18 protein-coding genes and 1 pseudogene are annotated in these 20,582 nt (G+C 67.5%); 15 read left to right on the top strand and 4 right to left on the bottom strand.

Going from position 1 to position 20,582, the window contains the following annotated elements; all coding sequences use genetic code 11:
* Positions 1 to 197 precede the first annotated feature (197 nt).
* The 6 genes and pseudogenes from ACQPYK_RS24185 (at position 198) to ACQPYK_RS24160 (ending at position 5,866) form a co-directional block, all read left to right on the top strand.
* Positions 198 to 698, top strand: coding sequence for a hypothetical protein (locus ACQPYK_RS24185; protein WP_433258631.1), 501 nt, complete (start codon positions 198 to 200; stop codon positions 696 to 698).
* A gap of 389 nt (positions 699 to 1,087) precedes the next feature.
* Positions 1,088 to 1,232 (top strand): annotated as a pseudogene (locus ACQPYK_RS24180) (IS5/IS1182 family transposase); the annotation flags it as partial.
* Positions 1,233 to 1,473: 241 nt separating this feature from the next.
* Positions 1,474 to 3,378, top strand: a complete 1,905-nt coding sequence (locus ACQPYK_RS24175; RefSeq protein ID WP_433258630.1) for an ISL3 family transposase — start codon at positions 1,474 to 1,476, stop codon at positions 3,376 to 3,378.
* A 271-nt stretch (positions 3,379 to 3,649) separates the two neighbouring features.
* Positions 3,650 to 4,258 (top strand): dihydrofolate reductase family protein, encoded by a 609-nt coding sequence (locus ACQPYK_RS24170; RefSeq protein ID WP_433258628.1) that lies wholly within the window; start codon positions 3,650 to 3,652, stop codon positions 4,256 to 4,258.
* Between the two features lie 52 nt (positions 4,259 to 4,310).
* Positions 4,311 to 4,634 carry a YciI family protein gene (locus tag ACQPYK_RS24165; RefSeq protein ID WP_433258626.1) on the top strand — a complete coding sequence of 108 codons (324 nt, stop codon included), beginning with the start codon at positions 4,311 to 4,313 and terminating at the stop codon, positions 4,632 to 4,634.
* The gene (locus ACQPYK_RS24160) at positions 4,631 to 5,866 is read left to right on the top strand and encodes an RNA polymerase sigma factor (protein WP_433258624.1); all 1,236 of its coding nucleotides are present in this window, start codon (positions 4,631 to 4,633) and stop codon (positions 5,864 to 5,866) included. Before ACQPYK_RS24165 ends, ACQPYK_RS24160 begins: the two co-directional genes overlap by 4 nt.
* A 331-nt stretch (positions 5,867 to 6,197) precedes the next feature.
* Here ACQPYK_RS24160 and ACQPYK_RS24155 read toward each other — a convergent pair whose 3' ends face one another.
* Positions 6,198 to 7,367, bottom strand: coding sequence for a hypothetical protein (locus ACQPYK_RS24155; RefSeq protein ID WP_433258622.1), 1,170 nt, complete (start codon positions 7,365 to 7,367; stop codon positions 6,198 to 6,200).
* 535 nt (positions 7,368 to 7,902) lie between these two features.
* Between ACQPYK_RS24155 and ACQPYK_RS24150 the strand changes: the two genes are divergently transcribed.
* The 6 genes from ACQPYK_RS24150 (at position 7,903) to ACQPYK_RS24125 (ending at position 15,028) form a co-directional block, all read left to right on the top strand.
* Positions 7,903 to 8,103 carry a hypothetical protein gene (locus tag ACQPYK_RS24150; protein WP_433258619.1) on the top strand — a complete coding sequence of 67 codons (201 nt, stop codon included), beginning with the start codon at positions 7,903 to 7,905 and terminating at the stop codon, positions 8,101 to 8,103.
* 66 nt (positions 8,104 to 8,169) lie between these two features.
* Positions 8,170 to 9,291 (top strand): tyrosine-type recombinase/integrase, encoded by a 1,122-nt coding sequence (locus ACQPYK_RS24145; RefSeq protein ID WP_433237430.1) that lies wholly within the window; start codon positions 8,170 to 8,172, stop codon positions 9,289 to 9,291.
* 11 nt (positions 9,292 to 9,302) lie between these two features.
* On the top strand, positions 9,303 to 11,552 hold the full coding sequence (locus ACQPYK_RS24140; protein ID WP_433237427.1) for a tyrosine-type recombinase/integrase: 2,250 nt from the start codon (positions 9,303 to 9,305) through the stop codon (positions 11,550 to 11,552).
* Entirely contained in the window at positions 11,542 to 11,988 is a 447-nt protein-coding gene (locus ACQPYK_RS24135) for a DUF6262 family protein (protein WP_433237424.1), read from the top strand. The genes ACQPYK_RS24140 and ACQPYK_RS24135 overlap by 11 nt, the downstream gene beginning before the upstream one ends.
* A gap of 83 nt (positions 11,989 to 12,071) precedes the next feature.
* Positions 12,072 to 12,707 carry a DUF4158 domain-containing protein gene (locus ACQPYK_RS24130; RefSeq protein ID WP_433258901.1) on the top strand — a complete coding sequence of 212 codons (636 nt, stop codon included), beginning with the start codon at positions 12,072 to 12,074 and terminating at the stop codon, positions 12,705 to 12,707.
* Positions 12,704 to 15,028 (top strand): Tn3 family transposase, encoded by a 2,325-nt coding sequence (locus ACQPYK_RS24125; RefSeq protein WP_433258618.1) that lies wholly within the window; start codon positions 12,704 to 12,706, stop codon positions 15,026 to 15,028. Before ACQPYK_RS24130 ends, ACQPYK_RS24125 begins: the two co-directional genes overlap by 4 nt.
* Before the next feature lie 32 nt (positions 15,029 to 15,060).
* On the opposite strand, the gene ACQPYK_RS24120 is transcribed toward ACQPYK_RS24125, so the two are convergent.
* From ACQPYK_RS24120 to ACQPYK_RS24110, 3 genes are all read right to left on the bottom strand, one after another.
* Positions 15,061 to 15,849 carry a MerR family transcriptional regulator gene (locus ACQPYK_RS24120; RefSeq protein WP_433258617.1) on the bottom strand — a complete coding sequence of 263 codons (789 nt, stop codon included), beginning with the start codon at positions 15,847 to 15,849 and terminating at the stop codon, positions 15,061 to 15,063.
* Positions 15,846 to 16,652 (bottom strand): alpha/beta fold hydrolase, encoded by an 807-nt coding sequence (locus ACQPYK_RS24115; protein ID WP_433258616.1) that lies wholly within the window; start codon positions 16,650 to 16,652, stop codon positions 15,846 to 15,848. Before ACQPYK_RS24115 ends, ACQPYK_RS24120 begins: the two co-directional genes overlap by 4 nt.
* Before the next feature lie 411 nt (positions 16,653 to 17,063).
* A complete protein-coding gene (locus ACQPYK_RS24110) occupies positions 17,064 to 18,020 on the bottom strand; it encodes a TetR/AcrR family transcriptional regulator C-terminal domain-containing protein (RefSeq protein WP_386485468.1) in 957 nt (318 codons plus the stop codon).
* A gap of 169 nt (positions 18,021 to 18,189) precedes the next feature.
* On the opposite strand from ACQPYK_RS24110, the gene ACQPYK_RS24105 reads away from it, so the two are divergent.
* The 3 genes from ACQPYK_RS24105 to ACQPYK_RS24095 all read left to right on the top strand — a co-directional run bounded on the left by ACQPYK_RS24105 (position 18,190) and on the right by ACQPYK_RS24095 (position 20,499).
* Positions 18,190 to 19,431 (top strand): FAD-dependent monooxygenase, encoded by a 1,242-nt coding sequence (locus ACQPYK_RS24105; protein ID WP_433258615.1) that lies wholly within the window; start codon positions 18,190 to 18,192, stop codon positions 19,429 to 19,431.
* Complete coding sequence (locus tag ACQPYK_RS24100) at positions 19,428 to 19,826, top strand: group II intron maturase-specific domain-containing protein (RefSeq protein ID WP_433258899.1); 399 nt, start codon at positions 19,428 to 19,430, stop codon at positions 19,824 to 19,826. Before ACQPYK_RS24105 ends, ACQPYK_RS24100 begins: the two co-directional genes overlap by 4 nt.
* Positions 19,827 to 20,175: 349 nt before the next feature.
* Complete coding sequence (locus ACQPYK_RS24095; RefSeq protein WP_433258614.1) at positions 20,176 to 20,499, top strand: DUF4158 domain-containing protein; 324 nt, start codon at positions 20,176 to 20,178, stop codon at positions 20,497 to 20,499.
* The last annotated feature ends 83 nt before the right edge of the window (positions 20,500 to 20,582 follow it).

Below are 20,582 nucleotides of genomic sequence, written 5' to 3'. Positions count from 1 at the left end.
GCGCCGGCGTCACAAAGCATATGTCCCCCCTTCTTCTCAGCGGGCCTCCTGCCGCCTTCTTCGGGTGGCGGCTATCACGGCCGGAAACAAACCACCATGACCGCAAAGTAGAAGAAGCATCGGTCCGCGAACGATGTCAGTATTTCCAGCGCGCCTGAGCCTTTCACACCCCCGAATATCCAGAAGTGGAGCGACCCATGTCTCGATCACTCATCTCCAGGATCGGCCCGCGCAAGAGCATCGCCGTCCTTGCATCGGCCGGCGCCCTGGCCACCGCGGGTATCCTCACGTTCGTCGGCCCCACCAACGCCGACGCCGCCGCGCCCAGCAAGTCGACGATCCAGTGCAGCAACGCCACGCTGAAGGGGCACTACATCTTCGGCGCCAACGGCACGTCGGTGCCCCCGAGCGGCGAGAGCATCCCGATCTCCACAGGCGGCCTCGACTACTTCGACGGCAAGGGCGGCGGCACCGGCATCGCCACCTTCGTGGTGAAGGACGCCCTGGTGAACGACCACACCCCGATCACGCTCTCCTACAACATCAAGAGCGACTGCAGCGGGAAGGCGTCGTTCCACCTGGGCGACAGCTCGGCGAACTTCAACGTGTACGCCGACCCCTCCGGGGCGTCGTTCGTCCTGGTCGCCACCGACCCGGGCAACGTGCTGGCGGGCACCGAAACCCGAGTGAGCCGGTAACCTCCCCCGCCCTTTCGTCCCGCCCGCGGGGATCCGGCCGTCACGGCCGGTCCCCGCGGTTCTTTGTGCGCCGCTGTGTCGTCCTTCCGCCCGCCGCCGCGCAGAGCGAACCCGGCGACTAGTCCCGCAAGTGTGCTTACCCGGGTCGCTCCAGCGCCGAATCCGCGTCGGCTATTGAGGGTTTTCCAATCTCCTCAGTTACTGGAGTTCGTGAGGCGTGGCGGTGCCGGGGAAATGGTGAAGCTCCTGGCTGCTCCGGGCACCCCGCCCGCACGGGTCGGGCGGGACCCGCAACGATCAGCCGAGTAGCTCGGTGAGCATGGCCCGGTGCGCGGCGAACGCCCGCCCGGGGTAGACCGCCGCGAGGTGGGCGGCCAAGTCGGTGTAGGTGTCCGCTCTTCCTGCGCGGCCGTGGAGTCATCCCTCGCATTGCCCGCCGGGGGGGGTGAGTCCAGCCGGCGTCTGGGACGTCACCGCTGGGTGGTCGAGCGGACCGTCTCCTGGCCGGCCGGCTGCCAACGCCTTCACCGGCGCTAGGAACGCCGCGCTGACCACTTCGCGTCCTTCGTTGCCATCGCCGCTGCCCTTATTCGCTGTGGGCGGCCACGATCTTGTGGCTCTGTCTCACTCTGCGGGGTCGGGTTACAGAGTGTGAGGTGTGGGGCTGTTGGTGTTGGTCGCGGTCTTGTAACACGGTGCGCATGGGTGCGGCCGTTCCGTCACGATTTGGATCACTCGAAGATCAAACGTGAAGAACGGCCGCGTAGGGGTCATTGTGCTGCACGAGGTGTCGTCCGAGCAGGCCCGTCTGCTGGGGATGTTGTTCCCGCATCTGGACGGTCTGGAGTTCGTCGGGGTCGGGAGCGGGGATGCCGGGTTGGTCGTCGTGGCCAGGACCGCGCCGGAGCCGGTGGCCTGCCGGGAGTGCGGGACACCGTCGTCACGGCTGCATGAGCGGTATCGGCGCAGGCTGGAGGATGTGTCGTGCGCGGGTCGGCCAGTGCGGGTGGAGTTGGAGGTCCGCCGGTTGTGCTGCTTGAACGCCGACTGCGCCGTGGTGACGTTCGCCGAGCAGGTCGAGGGAGTGACCCAGTGGCGGCAGCGGCGGACTCCGGGCCTGCGCTATGTGCTGGAGCGGGTCGGCCTGGCACTGGCCGGGCGGGCCGGAGCGCGCCTAGCGGCGGTGTTGGGCGCGGTGGTGTCGCGGTGCACGATGCTGCGGCTGATTCGTGCCCTGCCCGATCCCGAGGTCGGCACGGTGAGAGTGCTGGGCGTCGACGAATTCGCCAAACGCCGTGGTCAAAGCTATGCCACCATCCTGATCGACCTGGACACCCACCGTCCGGTCGACGTGCTGGACGGCCGTGAGGCCCAACCTCTGGCCGACTGGCTGGCTGCCCACCCCGGGGTTGGCGTCGTGTGCCGCGACCGGGCGGGAGGGTTCGCCGAAGGCGCACGGCTGGGAGCGCCTGACGCTCGGCAATGTGCCGACCGCTGGCATCTCTACAACAACCTGTGCGTAGCGGTCGACAAGACGATCCGAGCAAACCGCGCCGACCTGCGCGAACCCATCCCCGTCGGGGACGGCCAGGAGGCGCCGGAGGCCTCGGGTGCCAGCACCACCGCCGCCGCCCAGAACAATGCCGACACTCAGATCTCCGAGCCTCCTGAGGAGGCCAGCCGCACCGGCGCCGAAGATTTACTTCCCAGCGCCGAGGCATCCGCCCAGTTGCACAACTTCATCCCCTACCTGTGCAAACGCATCCTCGATGATCGGTGCGCCAACGCCGCCCTCCTCTTCCAGGAATTGCGTGAACACGGCTATCAGGGCAGCGCCCGCACCCTTCGCCGTTACCTGGTCCCGTTCCGGGACGAGCTGGCCGCGCGGAAGTTGCCGTCGGTGCCCCTGTCCGGCCCCAGCACTGTGTCAGTCGCCGATCGGACCCGCCAGCGTCACGCCGAGATCCACGCCCTGCTCGCCCAGGGTTTCAATCAGACCCAGATCTGCCAGATCACCGGCCTGTCCGAGCAGACCGTCAAGAAGTTCCGCCGAGCCGCCACCGCCGACGAGCTGCTGGGGGACCCCGGCAACCAGTACCGCCTCTTCGAGAGGTTCGTCCCCTACCTGCGCAAACGCGTCATCGAAGACGGCTGCGACAACGCCGCGCTGCTGTGCCGGGAACTACGTGATCAGGGCTACCGCGGCAGCACCCGAACCATCCGCCGCTACCTGGTCCCGCTCCGCGCCGGACTGCACGACCCCGACCTCCCACCCAAGCCACCGCCCGTCCGCGACGTGCGCCGATGGATCACCAGCGACCCCGACCACCTCACCGACGACGACAAAGACCACCTCGCCGCCATCCTGGACCGCAGCCAGCCCCTGGCCGCCCTCGACCAGCACGTCACCACCTTCGCCAAAATGCTCATCCACCGCACCGGCGAACGCGACCTCGACGACTGGCTCACCGCCGTCGACACCGAGACCACAGACCTGCCCCACCTGCGGTCCTTCGCCCAAGGCCTCCGCCGCGACCACACCGCCGTCCTCAACGGACTGTCCTTGCCCTACTCATCCGGCGCTGTCGAGGGCGAAAACTGCAAGATCAAGCACCTCAAGAGAATCATGTTCGGCCGCGCCAACCTCGACCTCCTCCGAACCATGATCCTTTACAACTGAGCGTCACCACCGACGGCCCGCCCCAGAGTGAGACAGAGCCGCTTCTGGATGGCCACCAGCAACGCCCGCCACCACTGGTCCGCACTGGCGCGCTTGAGGAAGTGGAGCGCGGTCGCCGCGACACTGTCGTGCTGTCGGATCGCTGACGACCGGCGTTCCGAAAGGTTTTTTTGAAGAAGTCCGGGAGGCGGTGTCGGATCGGGGCGGTGGTGTTCGTAGCAGGGGTGAGGCCGCCAGCAAGGGGCGGCGCCAAGGCGAAGGAATCGCGATCATGAAGCTGACGACCATGACTCAGGTCACCATCGATGGAGTGATGCAGGGAAACGGCGCCGTGTCGGATGACCGCAGGAACGGATTCGAGCGCGGCGGATGGGCCCGGGGGAAGGGCGACGACGAGACCAGGACGTTCATCACGCAGACCTACCAGCGTGCAGAGGCGTTCTTGTTCGGCCGGCGCACCTACGAGCTGTTCGCCGGCTCCTGGGGATCAATCGACCAGATGCGCGCACATCCCATCGGCGTGGCCTTGAACGAGGCCTCCAAGTACGTTGCCTCGACCACGCTCACCGCGCCGCGTTGGCAGGACACGACCGTTCTCCGTGGTGACCTCGCGGCGGCCATCAGTGAGCTGAAGGCCAAGCCGGGGGGTGAGTTGCAGGTGCACGGCAGTGGCATCCTGACCCGGTGGCTGCTGGAGAACGATCTGGTCGACGAGATGACTCTGCTCATCGTCCCGGTGGTCGTCGGCCAGGGCGCGCGGTTGTTCCCGGACGCGGGCCCGGATCTTGCGCTCGACCTGGTCGAGTCGCGCGTCGACGCCAAGGGCGTGACGATCCAGGTCTACCGGCCGGCCGGGCGCCCGCAGTATTTGACGGCCTGAAGTCCCTACCACCGAACCACGCTGTCTTGACACCACAGGAGATGATCTTCGGATGCAGTACCTGGTTTCCGTGATCGATGACAAGAGCGATCCCGGCAGCACGGACAGGCGGCCTGCCATCGGCGCGTTCAACGAACGACTGATCGCCGAGGGCTACTGGGTTTTCGCGGGCGGACTCGCGGACACCGACGCGGCCACGGTCATCGACAACCGGGGCGAGCAGGCGGTGTTCAGCGACGGGCCTTTCGTGGAGTCGAAGGAGTACCTCGCCGGCGTCTGGGTGTGGGAGGTCCCCGATCTGGATGTGGCGCTCAAGCTCGCCGCCGAGGCGTCGAAGGTCTGCGATCGGAAGATCGAGGTGCGGCCGTTCCTGTGAGCGATGTCGAGGAGGCGATCACCCGGGCTCACCACGACGAGTGGGCGCGGGTAGTGGCCGCCCTGACCAGGCGCTTCGGTGACCTCGACATTGCCGAGGAGGCAGCGGCCGAGGCGTTCACGACCGCCGTCGAGCGGTGGCCGGCCGACGGCGTACCGCCCAACCCCGGCGCCTGGCTGACCATCACCGCCAACCGCAAGGCCATCGACCGGATCCGGCGCGAGAACAAGCGCGACGATAAGCAGAAGGAGGCGCAGATGTTGTACGACCAGGCCCCGCCTGAGCCGCTGGGCGCCATCGACGACGACCGGCTCCGGCTGATCTTCACCTGCTGTCACCCGGCGCTGGCGGTGGAAGCGCGCGTGGCGTTGACGCTGCGTATGGTCGGCGGTCTGACCGTGCCCGAGATCGCCCGCGCCTTCCTGGTCCAGGAGACCGCCTTGGAGCGGCGGATCACCCGCGCGAAGGCCAAGATCAAGGCGGCTCGCATCCCGTATCGGGTGCCGTCCGCCGAGGATCTCCCGGCACGCATCACCGGCGTACTCGCCGTGCTGTATCTGGTGTTCAACGAGGGCTACCTGACGACCGGCCCCGGCACCGACCCGGTGCGGCACGACCTGACCGCCGAGGCGATCCGGCTCACCCGCCTGATCCGTGCCCTCCTGCCCGACGACGGCGAGGTGGCCGGGCTGCTGGCGCTGATGCTCCTCACCGAGGCCCGCCGCACCGCCCGGGTCTCGGCCAGCGGCGAACTGGTCGCCCTCGACGAGCAGGACCGTGGGGCCTGGGACACGGCGCTGATCGCCGAAGGCCACCACCTGGTGCGCGAGCGCCTCGCCGCTGCCGCCGCCGGGGTGGCTCCAGGCCGCTACCAGATCCTCGCCGCGATCAACGCCGTGCACACCTCCGCCCGCGACGTCCGTGACACCGACTGGTCGCAGGTCCTCGCCCTCTACGACCAACTCGTCCGCCTCGACCCCTCACCGATCATCGCCCTCAACCGGGCCATCGCGGCCGCCGAACTCGACGGCCCGCAGGTGGCACTGGCAGCCATCGACCGTCTCGAGGACAAGCTGGCCGGCTATCACGCCTACCACGCCGCCCGCGCCGACCTGCTGCGCCGGCTGGGCCACAGTCAGCAGTCGCGCGCGGCCTACGACAAAGCCATCGAGCTGGCGGGCAACACCGCCGAGACCGCCTACCTGACCCGCCGCCGCGGCCAACTCCGGTAGCACCCACCGATCCCGATCGACACCCCTCGCGCAGCGGCGGCCGACCCCGAGGCGCCCTGCCGATGCATTCCGCAACATGTCGCCCCAGCGACGGGTCTCGCTTCGTCCGAGCTTTGAATGCCAGGTCGCGAATACGCATTTCGCGACGCCGAGCGCGCAACTGAACGTCACCACCGACAGCCCGACCCCGCAGAGCGAGACAGAGCCACTTTTACATGGCCGCACACATTCGCTACCGCCGCATGACCAAATGAGTCACGGTCTTAGGATCTTCCGCCACATCACCGAGGCGAACGGTTTTGGGCTTACCTTGGCTGGGACCCCTCACGGCTCAGGGGGATCCGCCGGCCCGCAACTCCGCCGCCACCGCGCGCTCGCGGAGCTGAGCGGCTTCGGCACGAAGTGCCTCCACCTGTTCGCGTAGGTCGGACAGTCTCATCTGCTCCATGGCCAGCTGCATTCGCACCTCGTCTCGTTCGGCGCGCGCTTTGCTCACATTGGCGGCAGCGCCTTCCTGCGCTTCGGAGACCTTCTTGGCCGTGCGTTTGTCGAGCTCGGCCAGCTGCCGCACCGTCCGCTTCTCCACCTCGGCGGCACGTTTCTCCGCGCGAGCCGCCTGGGCACGAGCCTCGGCCGTCTCGGCGGCCGCCTCGCCACGTGCTCGGGCCTCGGCGTCGGCACGTGCCATCGCCCGGTCCCGTTCAGCCTCGATGGCCTGAGCCCGAGCGGTAGCGGCCACGGCGCTCCGTTCGGCCTCGGCCCTCGTCTCCTCGGCGAGTTCTGCCGCCTTGCGCGCCCGATCCCGCTCCGCCCTCGCCTGCTCGGCATGCCGCTGATCCTGTACGGCCTGCGCCCGAGCCTGCTGTGCCTCGGCTTCGGCCGCCTCCACTCGTTCAGCCATCTCCCGCACCGCCGTGTCCCTGGTGATCTCGGCCTGTTCGGCTCTCCGCCTGGCCTCCTGCTCGGCGTGTTTGGCCTGGCGTTCGGTGGCGGCGGCCTCGTGCAGGGCGGCCAGTGCCTGCTCCCGTGCCCTCTCCGCGTCGGCCAGTGCGGTGTCCCGTTCGGCGTTGGCCTCCTCCACCTGCCGCGCCATCGCATCACGCTCCCGGCGTGCATGACCGGTGGCTTCGCGTGCCAGCCGTACCTGCTCGAAGGCCTGTTCCCGTTCGGTGCGCGCTATCGCCACCCGAGTGTGGGCCTCGGCTTGAACAGCGCTGAGCTTGGCCTCCACCCCAGCCGGGCTCAGCTCGTCGGCCAGAACCTGCGCCAGCGGTGCGATCACCGCCGTCATTCCCTTCTCCATCCGTTCGTAGAACTCTTCCGCCCGAGCCAGCACGCCTTCCAGGCCCGGCGTCGCCCGTTTCAGCTCCCGTTCTCGCTTCGCGGCCGCCTGGCAGTCTCTCTGGGGGCAATATGCCCGCGGACGCCCTCGTCCTGGCCGCTGCTCGATCGGCGCCCCGCAGTACTTACACGGCGTCACCACGCTCGACTCTTCCGTCACCGCTTCAGGGTAGCATTTTTTATTTTCTGGAAATTAAAAATCAATAAATCTGATCTGTTGCGTCGAGGGTGCTCGCAAGCAACTACCGGGAATGTAAATTCCCGCAAGTTAGGTGAAGTCGGATCAGTTCACGGGAGTGGGGACGGGTGCGGAACGGTCGGTGGTGTACGCGCGTGCCGTGGGGCTGGAGGCGCTGGGCGGGGCTCTGGGCTGTTGTCCCTGGGGCAGGGGGCTCATCCACGGGTGTGAGTAGTCGGCGCACAGGAAATCCTGGTGAGATTGATCTTGGTCGGCTAGCACACCGTCCTGGGGCTTCGCTGAGATTCACGGAAAGATCGTCGAGCGGGTGTCGGGACCCCCCCGCTCGGGTCCGTGCCACCAGCCGCAAAGTAACGCTGTGTAACTGATCACGTGTGCCTTTAGTATGGATTCCTTCGCGAGCCCGCCCGCAAGGTAGCAAAGCGTTATGTCTCCGGCGCGTTGCGTCGCCATCACAGGTGTGACATACCAGTCGGTAGTCGGGTGGTTACAAAACATGTTTCTCCTGACCCTTGTTGAAAATCCGGGAGAAAGGTGCGGGATGCGACGCGAATGGGAGTTAGAGGACCTGATCGAGTGCTGGACGCTGGATGCGGAGGAGTTCGCGCTGCTGGCGAACAAATCCGGCGCGACGCGGCTCGGCTTCGTTATCTTGAGCCCTCAAGGCTCCGTCTATGACGTGTATGACCTGCGCTAACTCCTTCCCGATCAACGTGGTGGATGCGATTACCTTCCGCTGTCCAGCACGGAAGCGGGAGATGCGATGCGCGTACAGCGAGTACTCATGCCGGACTCGGAGGCGGAGTCCTGGACTCTGCTCGGCAACGAACACGTCCCGGTCGAGCCGGTCGAGCAGTTCCTGGCCTACCTGACCTCGATCGAGAAGTCGCCGAACACCGTCAAGGCCTACGCTCACGATCTGAAGGACTGGTTCGTCTACCTGACCGGCCACGACCTCGACTGGAAGACCGCCACGCTGGAAGACGTGGCAGGGTTCGTGGCCTGGCTGCGGCTGTCGCCCGAGGCCCGCCATGGCAAGGTCACCGTGCTGCCCACGGTTGACCACCACTGCTCGGCGGCGAGCGTGAACCGCAAGCTGGCGGCCCTGACCTCCTTCTGCGAGTTCCACGCCCGGCACGGCGTCGAGCTGGCCGGTCTTCTGATCACCAACCTCCCCTCAGGGCATCGCCGCGGATCGGCAGCGACCTCCTACAAGCCGTTCCTGCACCACGTCACCAAGCACATGGCCCAGCGGAGGCGAACCATCAAGCTGAGGTCCTCGCGGCCGCGGCCGCACGTGCTGGCCGCTGCCGAGGCCCAGGCCATCCTGGATGCCTGCGATCATCTGCGGGATCGCCTGGTCTTCGGGGTTCTGCTGGACTGCGGCGTTCGTATCGGCGAGGCCCTGGGCCTGCGGCACGAGGACATGGACATCGCCGGCCGCGCCGTGACCGTCACACCGCGCTTCAACGACAATCGTGCCCGCGCCAAGGGTGATCGTGCTCGAACGATCCCGGCCAGCGCCGAGCTGATGCGGCTCTATGCCGGCTATCTCAACGATGAGTACGGCGCCTTGGACTCCGACTACGTCTTCGTTAACCTCTGGGCCGAACCGCATGGGCGGCCGCTCACCTACGCGGCCGTCTATGACCTGGTCATACGGCTGCGCCGCCGGACCGGCATCGACTTCGAGCCCCACCAATTCCGGCACACCTACGCCACCTGGCTCCTGCGTCGGGGCGCCGGCATGGAGAGCGTGAAGGAACTGCTCGGACACGCCTCGATCACCACGACGATCGACACATATGGCCACCTCACCGTCGAGGACGCCCGTCGGACCTTGGAGAGCGCGGGCTGGTTCACCGGGCGGGAGGTTCAGCTGTGACTCTCGCCGAGATGGATCCGGCTAGGCGCGGATTGCTGGAGAAGCTGATGGCCGCGGTTCGGCCCGAGTTCCGCGTCGACATCCTGTTCCCGGCCCCCGACGACCCGGTCCTGGGCTGGAAGTTCTGCGCCGTGCCCGGTTGCGACCGCCCCGCGAGTGATTACGAGTTGTGCAAGGGCCACGGCAATCGCTGGCGGAAGCTGTCCGACCGGCCCGACCGGGCCAGCTTCGTCACCAACCCCGGGCCGCCCCTACGAGGCCGCAGCGAGCCCGGCCGGTGCACCGTTGCCGGCTGTCGCTACTGCGGCGCGGGCAAGGGCTTGTGCACCCGGCACCGCGACCGATGGCAGCGCTCCGGCCATCCCGACCCCGCCGCCTGGGCGGCCGCCGCCCCCGCCGTTGAACCGGCAGGGCAGGCGGAATGCCGGTTGTCGTTCTGCTCGCTCTGGTCGGAAAGCAGCCTGGGGCTATGCAAGTCGCACCGCACCCGCCGCAAGGACCTCGCGTCGCTCGACATTGAGGAGTTCATCGCCGAGTGCGAACGCCACGGCAAGGCCTTCATCGACTTCCGCGGGCTGTCTCCTCAGCTGAAGCTCGAACTGCAATACGCCGTCCAGACCCGGCACGACGAGCAGACGGTCACCCTGCCCCTCCACGTCGCGAGCTGGACGATCAACCGCGCCCGCGAGTGCGGTGTCGCCTCACTGCTGGAACGCACCGAACAGGAGTGGCGGCAAATGGGCCTCGCTCGCCGCCGGAAGCCGGGCTGGGAGAAGTTGCGGAACCGGAGCGAAACGTTCTTGATCTATGCCCGCGACGCCGTCGAGACGCTCCATGACGGCAGCGGCTGGGAAGTGGAGTATCCCCGCGATGTCTGGCACGTGGCCAAGCTGAGCGGGCTCAAGCAGAGCGCGGGCGGCGCGCGTTCCGGAATCCGGCTGCGCTTCGACCGCATCACCCAGCCGTGGTTGCGCGAGCTCGGGAAACGGTGGGTCCGCTACCGGCTGATCTCCGGGCTCTCCATTCCGACCGCGGTGTCCGATGTTCAGGCGCTGACCCGCTTCAGCGAGTTCCTCACCGCCGCAGCCTCCACAGCCAACGGGCTGGCCGACATCGACCGTCCGCTGCTGGAGCGGTATCTCGCCTGGCTGACCGACCTGCCCGGCGGCGTCAGCGCCAACGAGAGCCGTGTGGGCGGACTCCACCTGTTCTTCCAGGCCATCCGGCAACACCGCTGGGATGACACCCTGCCCACCACCGCGGCGTTCTTCACCGGCGACGTCTCCCGGCGCCGCCTGCCCATCACCCGCCATCTGGCCGAGCACGTGATGGCCCAGGTGGAACAGCCTGCCAACCTGGATCGCTGGCCCTACCCGGAAGGCCGCTTGGCCACCATCATCCTCATCCGGTGCGGGCTGCGCCTGGCCGCCGCGTGCACCCTGCCCTTCGACTGCCTGCTTCACGACGGGCAAGGCGCCCCCTACCTGCGCTACGTCAACACCAAGATGGAGCGTGAGGCCGCCGTCCCCATCGACGAGGAACTCGAGACGGAGATCCGCGCTCAGCAGCGGCGAGTCCTGGAACGCTGGCCCGGCGGAAACCCGCACCTGTTCCCCCGTCTCACAGGCAACGCCAGCGGACAGCGACCGATGAGCTCTGACGCCTACCGCGGCCAGCTCAACCGCTGGCTGGAAAGCTGCAACGTCCGCGACGAGCACGGCAGACCGGTTCACCTGACTCCGCACCAGTGGCGGCACACCTTCGCCACCCGGCTGATCAACTGCGACGTTCCGCAGGAAGTCATCCGGGTGCTCCTCGACCACGATTCCATGCAGATGACGGCCCACTACGCCAAGATCACCGACCAGACCGTCCGGCGCCGCTGGGAGCAGGCGACCAAGGTCAACATCAGGGGTGAGCGAGTGGCACTCGATCCCGACGGGCCACTCGCCCAGGCGCAATGGGCCAAGACCCGGTTCGCCATGGCGACCCAGACCCTGCCCAACGGCTACTGCGGGCTGCCCGTTCAAAAGAGCTGTCCGCACGCCAATGCGTGCCTGACCTGCCCGGTCTTCATCACCGGCCCAGAGTTCATGCCCGAACTCCGCGAGCAACGCCACCGCACGCTCACGCTCATCGAGGTGTCCAACGGCAAAGGCCAGACCCGGGTCGCGGAGATGAACCAGCAAGTGCTCACCAACCTGGACCGCATGATCGGCGAGATCGAGAAGGACGAGGCCAAAGAAGCCGATGCGAGCTGATAACACCCATCACGTCGTCGCCGCGGCCCGGCGCCGAGCCGATCAGACCCGTCAGCGGGCCATCGCCGCTCTGCGCCGCATGGACGCCGCCGGTCAGCGCGTCACTTTCGATGCCGTCGCCCGGCAGGCCAACGTGTCTCGATCATGGCTCTACACCCAAGATGACCTGCGCGCCGAGATCGAGCATCTCCGCCAGCGGCACCCGAGCCCGTCCTCGCCGCCTCCGCCGCAGCGTCAGCGCGCCTCCGATCCGTCATTGCTACGCCGGCTCGAAGCCTCCACAGCTCGTATTCGCCACTTGGAAGCCGATAACCAGCAACTCCGTGACGCGCTCGCCAGAGCCCTTGGCGAGCGCCGCGCCGCCGAGATCCTCGGGCAGGTCACTGATCGCGACACGCCGAAGCGTGTTTCCTCCAAACTCACCGGACCCTGCTGACAGCCAACTCCATGAGCTCGTCGACGACACTGTCCACACCGGATTGCCCCAGGTCAGAAGCATGATCGAAAAGCGGGCTCAAGATAAGGTTCGCGCTGCTGCTGAAGTTCTACGAACTGGAAGGCAGGTTCCCGCGCCGGGAGGACCTGCCTCGCCCAGCGGTGGAGTTCATGGCGGGACAGGTCAAGGTGGACGCGAAGCTGTTCGCCGCCTACGACTGGTCCGGGCGCACGATCGAGTACCACCGGGCGCAAATCCGGGAGTTCCACGGCTTCCGTGAGCCGACGGTGGGCGATGAGGACAAGCTCGCCGACTGGCTGGCCACCAAGATCTGTCCGGTGGAGATGTCGCGGGATCGGCTGCGCGGCGCGCTGCTGGCGCGCTGCCGCGAAGACCGGATCGAGCCGCCGAAGACGACCCGGATCGAACGCGTGCTGGGCGCGGCCGAGGCGATGTTCGAGCGGAACTTCACCGCCACGACCATGGAGCGCTTGTCGTTCGAGTCGGTCGGCAAGCTGGAAGAGCTGATCGTCGCCGATGTTCCCTCGGCCGGTGCCCCGGTCGCCGGAGAGGACGTTCCGGAAGGGGACGGGCAGACTCAAGTCGCCGGTGGCGCCAGTGGCGGCCGGCGCGCGTTCTTGCAGGAGCTGAAGGAGGACCCGGGGCCGCTGCAGTTGGAGACACGCTGCTGGCCGAGATCGTCAAGCTGGAGCGGGTGAAGGCAGTCGGTCTGCCGGCCGCGTTGTTCGAGGGGGTCTCGGAGAAGGTCGTGGCGGGCTGGCGGGCCCGGGCGATGAAGATGTACCCGTCCGATTTCGAGGCGGCGGCACCGCCGGTGCGCCTCACCCTGCTGGCCGCGTTGTGCCAGGTGCGGCAGGCGGAGCTGATCGACGGGCTGGTGGAGCTGCTGATCCAGCTCGTGCACAAGATCAGCGTGCGGGCGGAGAAGAAGGTCGAGGGCGAGCTCAACGCCGAGTTCCGGCGGGTGCAGGGCAAGAACGGGATCTCGGTGAAGCTCGCCACAGCGGCGCTGGAGCTGCCGGAGGAGATCGTCCGCAAGGCCCTGTATCCGGTGGTCGGCGAGCGGACGCTGGAAGACATCATCGCCGAGGCCAAGGCGAACGAGAAGGAGCTGCGTACCCGGGTGCGGACCAAGCTGCGCGGCTCCTACTCCCACCACTACCGGCGCGGCCTGCCCAAGCTGCTCAAGGCGGTGATCTTCCGCTCCAGCAACGACACCTTCAAACCGGTGATGGACGCGCTGGACCTGCTCAAGCGCTACGACGGCTCCGACGCCGACTTCTATGCGGCCGCCGAGGCGGTGCCGCTGGAGCACGTGGTGCCCGAGGACTGGCGTGACGCGGTCCTGGACCCCGACAGCGGCCTGGTGGAGCGGATCCCGTACGAGCTGTGCGTGCTGGTGGCGCTGCGTAAGGCGATTCGGCGCCGCGAGGTCTGGGTGGAGGGCGCCAACACCTGGCGCAACCCCGATGAGGATCTGCCCGCCGACTTCGAGGACAACCGGGACGTGCATTACGAGGCGCTGGCCAAGCCCCGCGACCTGGCCGACTTCATCGCCGACCTGCAGAAGCGGCACGTGGCGGCGCTGGGCCGGCTGAACAAGGGGCTGAAGAAGGCCACGACGGGCGGGGTGAGCATCACCAGGAGGAAGGGCGAGCCGTGGATCAGCGTCCCGCCGCTGGGCAAGCAGAGCGAGCCGGAGAACCTGGAGGCGCTGAAGGAGGAGATCACCCGCCGGTGGGGCGTGATCGACCTGCTGGACCTGATCAAGAACATCGACCACGCCACGAAGTTCACCGGCGAGTTCACCTCGGTGGCCTCGCGCACGGTGACGGATGCGAAGGTGCTGCGCCGCCGGTTGCTGTTGTGCACGTTCGGGCTGGGCACGAACATGGGGATCAAACGGGTCGCCGACGGCACCGCGGCGATCGAGGGGATGGAGGCCGACACCGAGGCGGCGCTGCGCCGGACCCGCCGACTGTTCGTCAACCGCGACAACCTGCGCGCCGCGATCCGCACGGTGGTCAACAAGACGCTGGAGGTGCGCGATGTCTCGCTGTGGGGGCCGGGCACGGCGTGCGCGTCGGACTCGCGCAAGTTCGGTTCCTGGTCGGCGAACTTCATGACCGAGTGGCACCAGCGCTACGGCGGCGCCGGGATCATGGTGTATTGGCACGTAGAACGCAAGAACGTGTGCATCTACAGCCAGGTGCGCTCCACCACCGACTCCGAGGTGGCCTCGATGATCGAGGGCCTGCTGCGCCATCTGACCAGCGCGGAGATCGACCGCCAGTACACCGATACCCACGGAGCTTCAATCGTGGGCTTTGCGTTCTCGCACTTGCTGGACTTCAAGCTGCTGCCCCGGCTGAAGAACATCGGCTCGGCCCGCCTGTACCGGCCGGGCCTGACCGAGGGCGAGGCCTGGCCGCAACTGGAGGGCGTCCTGTCGGGCAAGAGCATCGACTGGGAATTGATCGCCAACCAGTACGACCAGATGATCAAGTACGCGACCGCGCTACGGCTGGGCACCGCCGAGGCCCATCAGATGCTGCGCCGCTTCACCCGCGGCGGCCCCAAGCACCCCACCTACCGGGCCATCGAGGAACTCGGCCGGGTGATCCGCACCGTTTTCATCTGCGACTACCTGGCCGAGGAGGAACTGCGCCGCGAGATCCATGAGGGCTTGAACGTGGTGGAGAACTGGAATTCGGCCAACAAGGACATCTTCTACGGCAAGGCCGGTGATCTGACCGGCGACGACCGTGAGCATGTCGAGGTCTCGGCGCTGGCGTTGCACCTGGTCCAGGCCGCGATCGTCTACCTGAACACCAGGATGGTCCAGCTCGTCCTGGCCGAGCCGAAGTGGCAGAAGAAGCTCACCGATGCCGACCGGCGCGCCCTGTCGGCTCTGTTCTGGTCCCATCTGAACCTGTACGGCAAGTTCGAGCTCGACATGAGCAAACAGCTCGACCTCGGGCCAGGGCCAGCGGGTCAACAGTCAGGTGATCCTCTCTGAGTGACGAACGACCTTGGCGCCAATGGCAGGTCTCAGTCAAGGGGAGTCTGGTCCGCGATGTCGATGCCGGCCGAACGCAGACGCGCTTCGATCAACGCGGTCAGCCGGGTCCAGCCCGGCTTCTGCTCGTGTCCGTGGTGGGTGAGCAGGCTGTACCGGATCGCACTGTCGGTGCGGTCCTGGAGTCCGGCCGGGATGGGCAGCAGTGCGGGATGAGCGATGAAGTGGTCGGCGATGGCCGTGGCAAGCTCGTCGATGCGAGGGTCGTCCGGCTCCCACTCGGCGGCATGCCACATGCGCTTGATCAACGACATGTACCGAGGATCGTCCAGGGCGCGCTCGATCCGGCGGAGGTAGTCATCGAAACCCTCCGGCACCAGGGCTTTGATCAACACCAGGCCCTCCCGGGCCATCGTCACATCGTCCGCGGTGAAGCCGAGATCGGGTGCCCGGTTCAGGAGAGCGAGAGCGCGTTCGGGCAGCAGGGCCCGGTCGCCGGTGGCGAGCCGGCGCAGCGTCTCACGCCGCGCGATCAGATCGTCGATCCGGTCGGTGAGGTGCCGTTCGGCGTCGACGAGTGCGGTGGCGAACCGGTCGGGATCGGCGTCGAGGATCGCCCCGATTTCGGCCAGCGGCACGCCGGCGCCGGCCAGTGTCCGGATCTGGACCAGCCGCAGCAGGTCGGCCGATCCGTAGCGTCGATAGCCGGAGCTGTCGCGCCGGGGTTCGTCGATCAACCTGTGCTGGTGGTAGTGCCGGATGGCCTTCACCGTGACGCCGGCGAATGCCGCCGCCTGGCCGATCGTGACGCCGTCCGTCATCTGCTCCGCCGGCCCCGTGATCGTGGGGCGCCGGCGAGCTCACGAACCGCGTCCGCGACCGCGCGGAAGTCCTTCCTCAGGATCTTGCTGTGGTTGCTGACGACCTTCGCGCTCACCTTGATGTTGGGGTTGCGGGCAAGCACCGGGGCGAGGGTGGCGCGCGCGCTCTCCATTTCATCATGGCCGCCTCCGAGGTTGGCGCCCGTGGCTACCACGTACCGGACCGGGAAGGTCGCACCGTCCAGGATCGGGCCGAGGGCGGCGGAGATCTCGATGAGCTCGATGTTGCTCTGGGCATGCTGCTCGGCGGACATCTTCGCGGCCATGCCCAGCGTGGAGAGCATCGGCAGCAGCCATCGCGACCGGCGCCACAGCCGCCGGATCCGTTCCGGGGGTGCGTCGGGGTAGTCGTGCGGGTAGGCGCCATCCACGGACACCACCCCGAGGGCGCGGTCCGGATGCCGGCTGACCCAGTGCAGCGCGACCGGCGCACCGTAGGACCAGCCGACCAGCAGCGGCTGGTCCACGCCCCTGGCCGCAAGGACGGCGTCGATGTCACGGACGTGCGTCTCGAACGAAGCGGCCGCGGCCGAACGCTTCGATCGGCCGCGGGCCCGCATGTCGTAGGTGATGTGCCGGTAGTCGCTGCCGAGTTCGGCGATGACCTGCCGCCAGTACGCCTGACTGGCGAACTGGCCGTTGAGGTAGATCACGGGGCGGCCGGGCCCACCGGTGTCGGTCACGGCCAGCGCGGTGTCGTCGATCGACACCATGCCTGTCCACGCGGAGTTGAAATTGCTCACCCGTTCAGCGTGCACCCTGACCTAGGGTCAAGGTCAAACCCAGGGCGCAGGCATCGCGCGCATTCGCCAAAGGGGCATGCGACCAAGCGCCTGACTTCGCCTGAACGCAAGGCGGGCAGTCACTCGGGACCGGTGGGCCAGTCACGACAAGGGGTCCCGGTAGTAATCGGCGAAAATCCAACGGATATCGCTGGCCAGCGTCGACGTGGAGCCCTCGGCAAGGTCAGCGGCATCCTCGGCCCGGCCCACCGCATCTACCAGCGGACACACCAGTCCTGCGGCGCCCTCACATCAGAGCAGGTCAGGGGCATATTCGTTGGATTTTCGTCGATTACTACCGGGACCCCTGAAACTCCGTACGGCGGCCGCGATCGCCTCGGCGGCTGAACACGTTCACAGATGGGCTCGTGCCTAGGAGCCCTGGTCGCCGACCAGGGCCGCGAATCCGTCCAGATGGCGGGCCAGGCCGTACTCGAACAAGACGTCCAGATCGGGCGCCGCATCGCCCGAGATCGTCGCCAGGAGGGGGAATCTTCCGTCGGCGAGGAGCTCCTGCCGGCGCGAGCGCTCGGCTTCCGACCAGCGCTGCAAGGTCATGCCCGTGTTCCGCTCGGCCTCGGCCTCGGCTGCCTTGGACAGCCCGACGGTGACGACGAGCGCGTGCAGGGTGAGCGTCTCCTGGAACCGGACGTCCATGGGGAGATGGAGCTCCTCGAGCGCCCGCAGGGTCCACTCGGTGTGGGCCATCATGTTGGGGGCCAGAACGGGCCGGGTGAACGAGACGACATGGGGCAGCCACACGTGCCGCCGACAGAGCCGCCATTGCTGACGGGCGACTAGTTCGAGCTTGGCGCGCCACCCCTGCGGTCCGCGCTCGGGCAGATCGAGGTCGCCGAACACGATGTCGGCCATCTGGACCAGCAGTTCCTCCTTCCCGGTGACATGCCGGTACAGGGACATCGGCCCGAGCTCCAGCTTGGCCGCGAGCCGGCGCATCGACAGCGCGTGCAGCCCCTCGGTGTCGGCGAGGTCGACGGCGGCGCGGAGGATGCGCGTCCGGAGCATCTCCTGGTCGGCCGATTCGGCCTGTCGCGCGGCCGTGGTGTCGCGGTGCTGCGGGCGAGCGGGCCGACGGCCGGCCCGGGGGCTGACCACTGTGCCCGAACCGCCCTTCGTCTCGACGAGGCCCTCCTCGCGCAGAGCGGCCGTCACCTTGGTCGCGGTCGCGATCGCGACGCCCCACCGCTGCGCGATGGCCCGGATGGACGGCACTCGGTCGCCGGGGCGGAGATCGCCGCCGTCGATCCAGGAGCGGATCTCCGCGACGATCGCCCGGTAGGGCGGCTCCGGGCGCTGCGTCGATGGCACGTGATCCTCCGGTCCGACGGGGACATGACAGGTATAGCGTACTAGTTCACTTTGTCGCTTGCACTAGTTCACTTTTGCTCGCGAACGTGCTTACACGCCCTCACAGCGCCCATATGGTGTACGCACAAGGCGAAGATACGCCGTAGTCACGAACGTGGGGGAAGGGCGAATGAAGAACAGGGACATCCTCGTGTCAGGGGGCGGCATCGCCGGGGCGGCTCTGGCGTACTGGCTACGCCGGTACGGATTCCGGCCGACGGTGGTGGAGCGTGCGCCGGCGCCTCGCACGGGCGGTCACGCCGTCGACATCCGGGGCACCGCGCGGCAGGTGATCGAACGCATGGGCCTCGTTCCGCAGATCCGCCACGCTCGCATCGGAGCCCGCGGCATGGCCTTCATCGACGAAAGCGGCAAGCGGGTGGCGAGCCTGGGCACCGACGTGTTCGGGCCGTCCGGCGGGCCGGTCGCCGAGTGGGCGCTCCTGCGCACCGACCTGGCCCGGATCCTCCACGACGCGATCCGCGACGACGTCGAGTACGTCTTCGACGACGCGATCACCGACGTGCTGCAGGACGAGGACGGCATCACAGTGGCATTCGAGAAGGGGGCCTCCAGGCGGTTCGATCTGCTCGTCGGTGCGGACGGCGTCCATTCCAGCGTGCGCCGGCTGACGTTCGGCCCCGAGGACCGTTACGTCCGCCTCGGCTCCTTCATCGCGCTCTTCTCCGTCACGTCCGAGGTGGATCTGGACGGCTGGCAACTCATGTACACCATGCCCGGTGGTGACGGCCGTGCCGGCAGAACAGCGGGCCTGCGTCCGCTGACCGAGCCGGGCAGGGCCCTCGCGGGGTTCTTCTTCCGTGCCCCCGGGCTCGAGTTCGACCGGCGAGACGTCGCCGCGCAGAAGCAAGTCGTCGCGCGCACCTTCGAGCACGCGGGATGGGAGGTCCCCGCTTTCCTGCCGCAGATCTGGGACGCGTCCGACTTCTACTTCGACCGGGTCGAGCAGGTGCAGGTCGGCACCTGGTCGACCCGCCGGACCGTGCTGGTGGGGGACTCCGCCTTCTGCGCCTCTCCCATGTCCGGGATCGGCACCAGCCTCGCCCTGGTCGGCGCCTACGTGCTCGCCGGTGAACTGTTCAAGGCCGGGGGCAACCAGCGGGTGGCCTATGCCGCGTACGAGAGGGGCATGCGCGAGTTCGTCGACCGGGCCCAGCACTTCGCCCGGACCGCCGGCGACGGTGGCCTGATGCCGGACGCGCGGGCACAGATGTGGCTGCGGAACCAGTCCGTACGACTCGTGCGCTACCTGCCCAAACGCCTGGTCAGCCGAGGTCTGGAGTCGGTGGCCGACACCGTCGCGCTCGACGACTACGCCGATCCGGCACCTCACCGGTCCATCAAGCACTGAAGGAGGCCGTTCAGTCGATCAAGGACAAGGTGAAGGCGAAGACCCACAGGTCAACCCTCTATCAGGACCTGGACGAGCTGGTTCTCAGCCTCAACCGGATGCTGCGGGGGTGGGCGAACTACTTCCGGCACGGAGTGTCCAAGGACATGTTCAACGCGATCGACAGCTTCACATGGCGCTGTGTTGCGAACTGGATCTTCCGAAAACACTCTCGGCTCAGCAGACAGGAGATGCGACGCAGATTCTGCCTGCCGGGCACATGGAAGATCGCCTATGACGGTCGCGAGCTCACCGGCGCTGCCAGCGTCAAAGTGGTCCGCTACCGCTATCGCGGTCACACGATTCCGAACGCGTGGACCGTCCCGGAACCGGCAGCCGCCACAACCGGCGGCTGACCAAAGAGACAAGACACGTAGAGAGCCCGGTGCCTTGAAAGAGGCACGCCGGGTTCGGCGGGCGGATCGGGGAAACGGACTGACCGCAAGGCCAGCACCGCGCCCCGATCCGACCCAACAAGTAGCTCCGCGTGAGATCTGACCGAACAGAACGTTAACTCTGTCCGGTCTCTCGAATCACATCCGCCCAGGTCAGCGCCCTAGGACGCCTGAACGCCATGATTCGGCCACTGCCCCGCCCCGGTTGTCCACAGCCGTAATCGCTCCGGCGGCCATCCGCCGTCCGGGCCCTCTGACCAGCGCGGGCGCTCTACTTTGCGGCTGGTGACACCGACCAGAGCGCCGGGCCTTGTCCGGGCGCCGGGGCGCAACCAAGCTCGGGTTCGCGCTGCTGCTTCGGTTTTGTGCCGTGCACGGTCGGTTCCCAACCGGCCCCAGTGAGATTCCCGACCAGGCGGCCGCCTACGTCGCGCGCTTGGTGGACGTGCCCGGGTCCGAGCTGGGGTTGTATGAGTGGGACGGCCGCACGATCAAGGCGCACCGGGTCGACATCCGCAAGTACTTCGGCTTCCGCGAATGCTCCGTTGCTGATGCCGAGAAGGCCGCACAGTGGCTGGCCGTCCAGGTGTGTGAGAACGGGGTTGAGGAATCCAGGAACAGTACTTATCGCTGAGAACGATCTTGAGTGAGACACGAAGGTTGGAGCGTTCCCCCTGTAACGCGTTGGTCACTCGAACGTGATTACCGGCTGGTTGC

Origin of the sequence: Streptosporangium sp. CA-135522 (assembly GCF_050949235.1) — a bacterium.
GTDB lineage: Bacteria > Actinomycetota > Actinomycetes > Streptosporangiales > Streptosporangiaceae > Streptosporangium.
The sequence above is the reverse complement of the archived record's forward strand: the minus strand, read 5'-3'. Positions and strand labels throughout refer to the sequence as shown.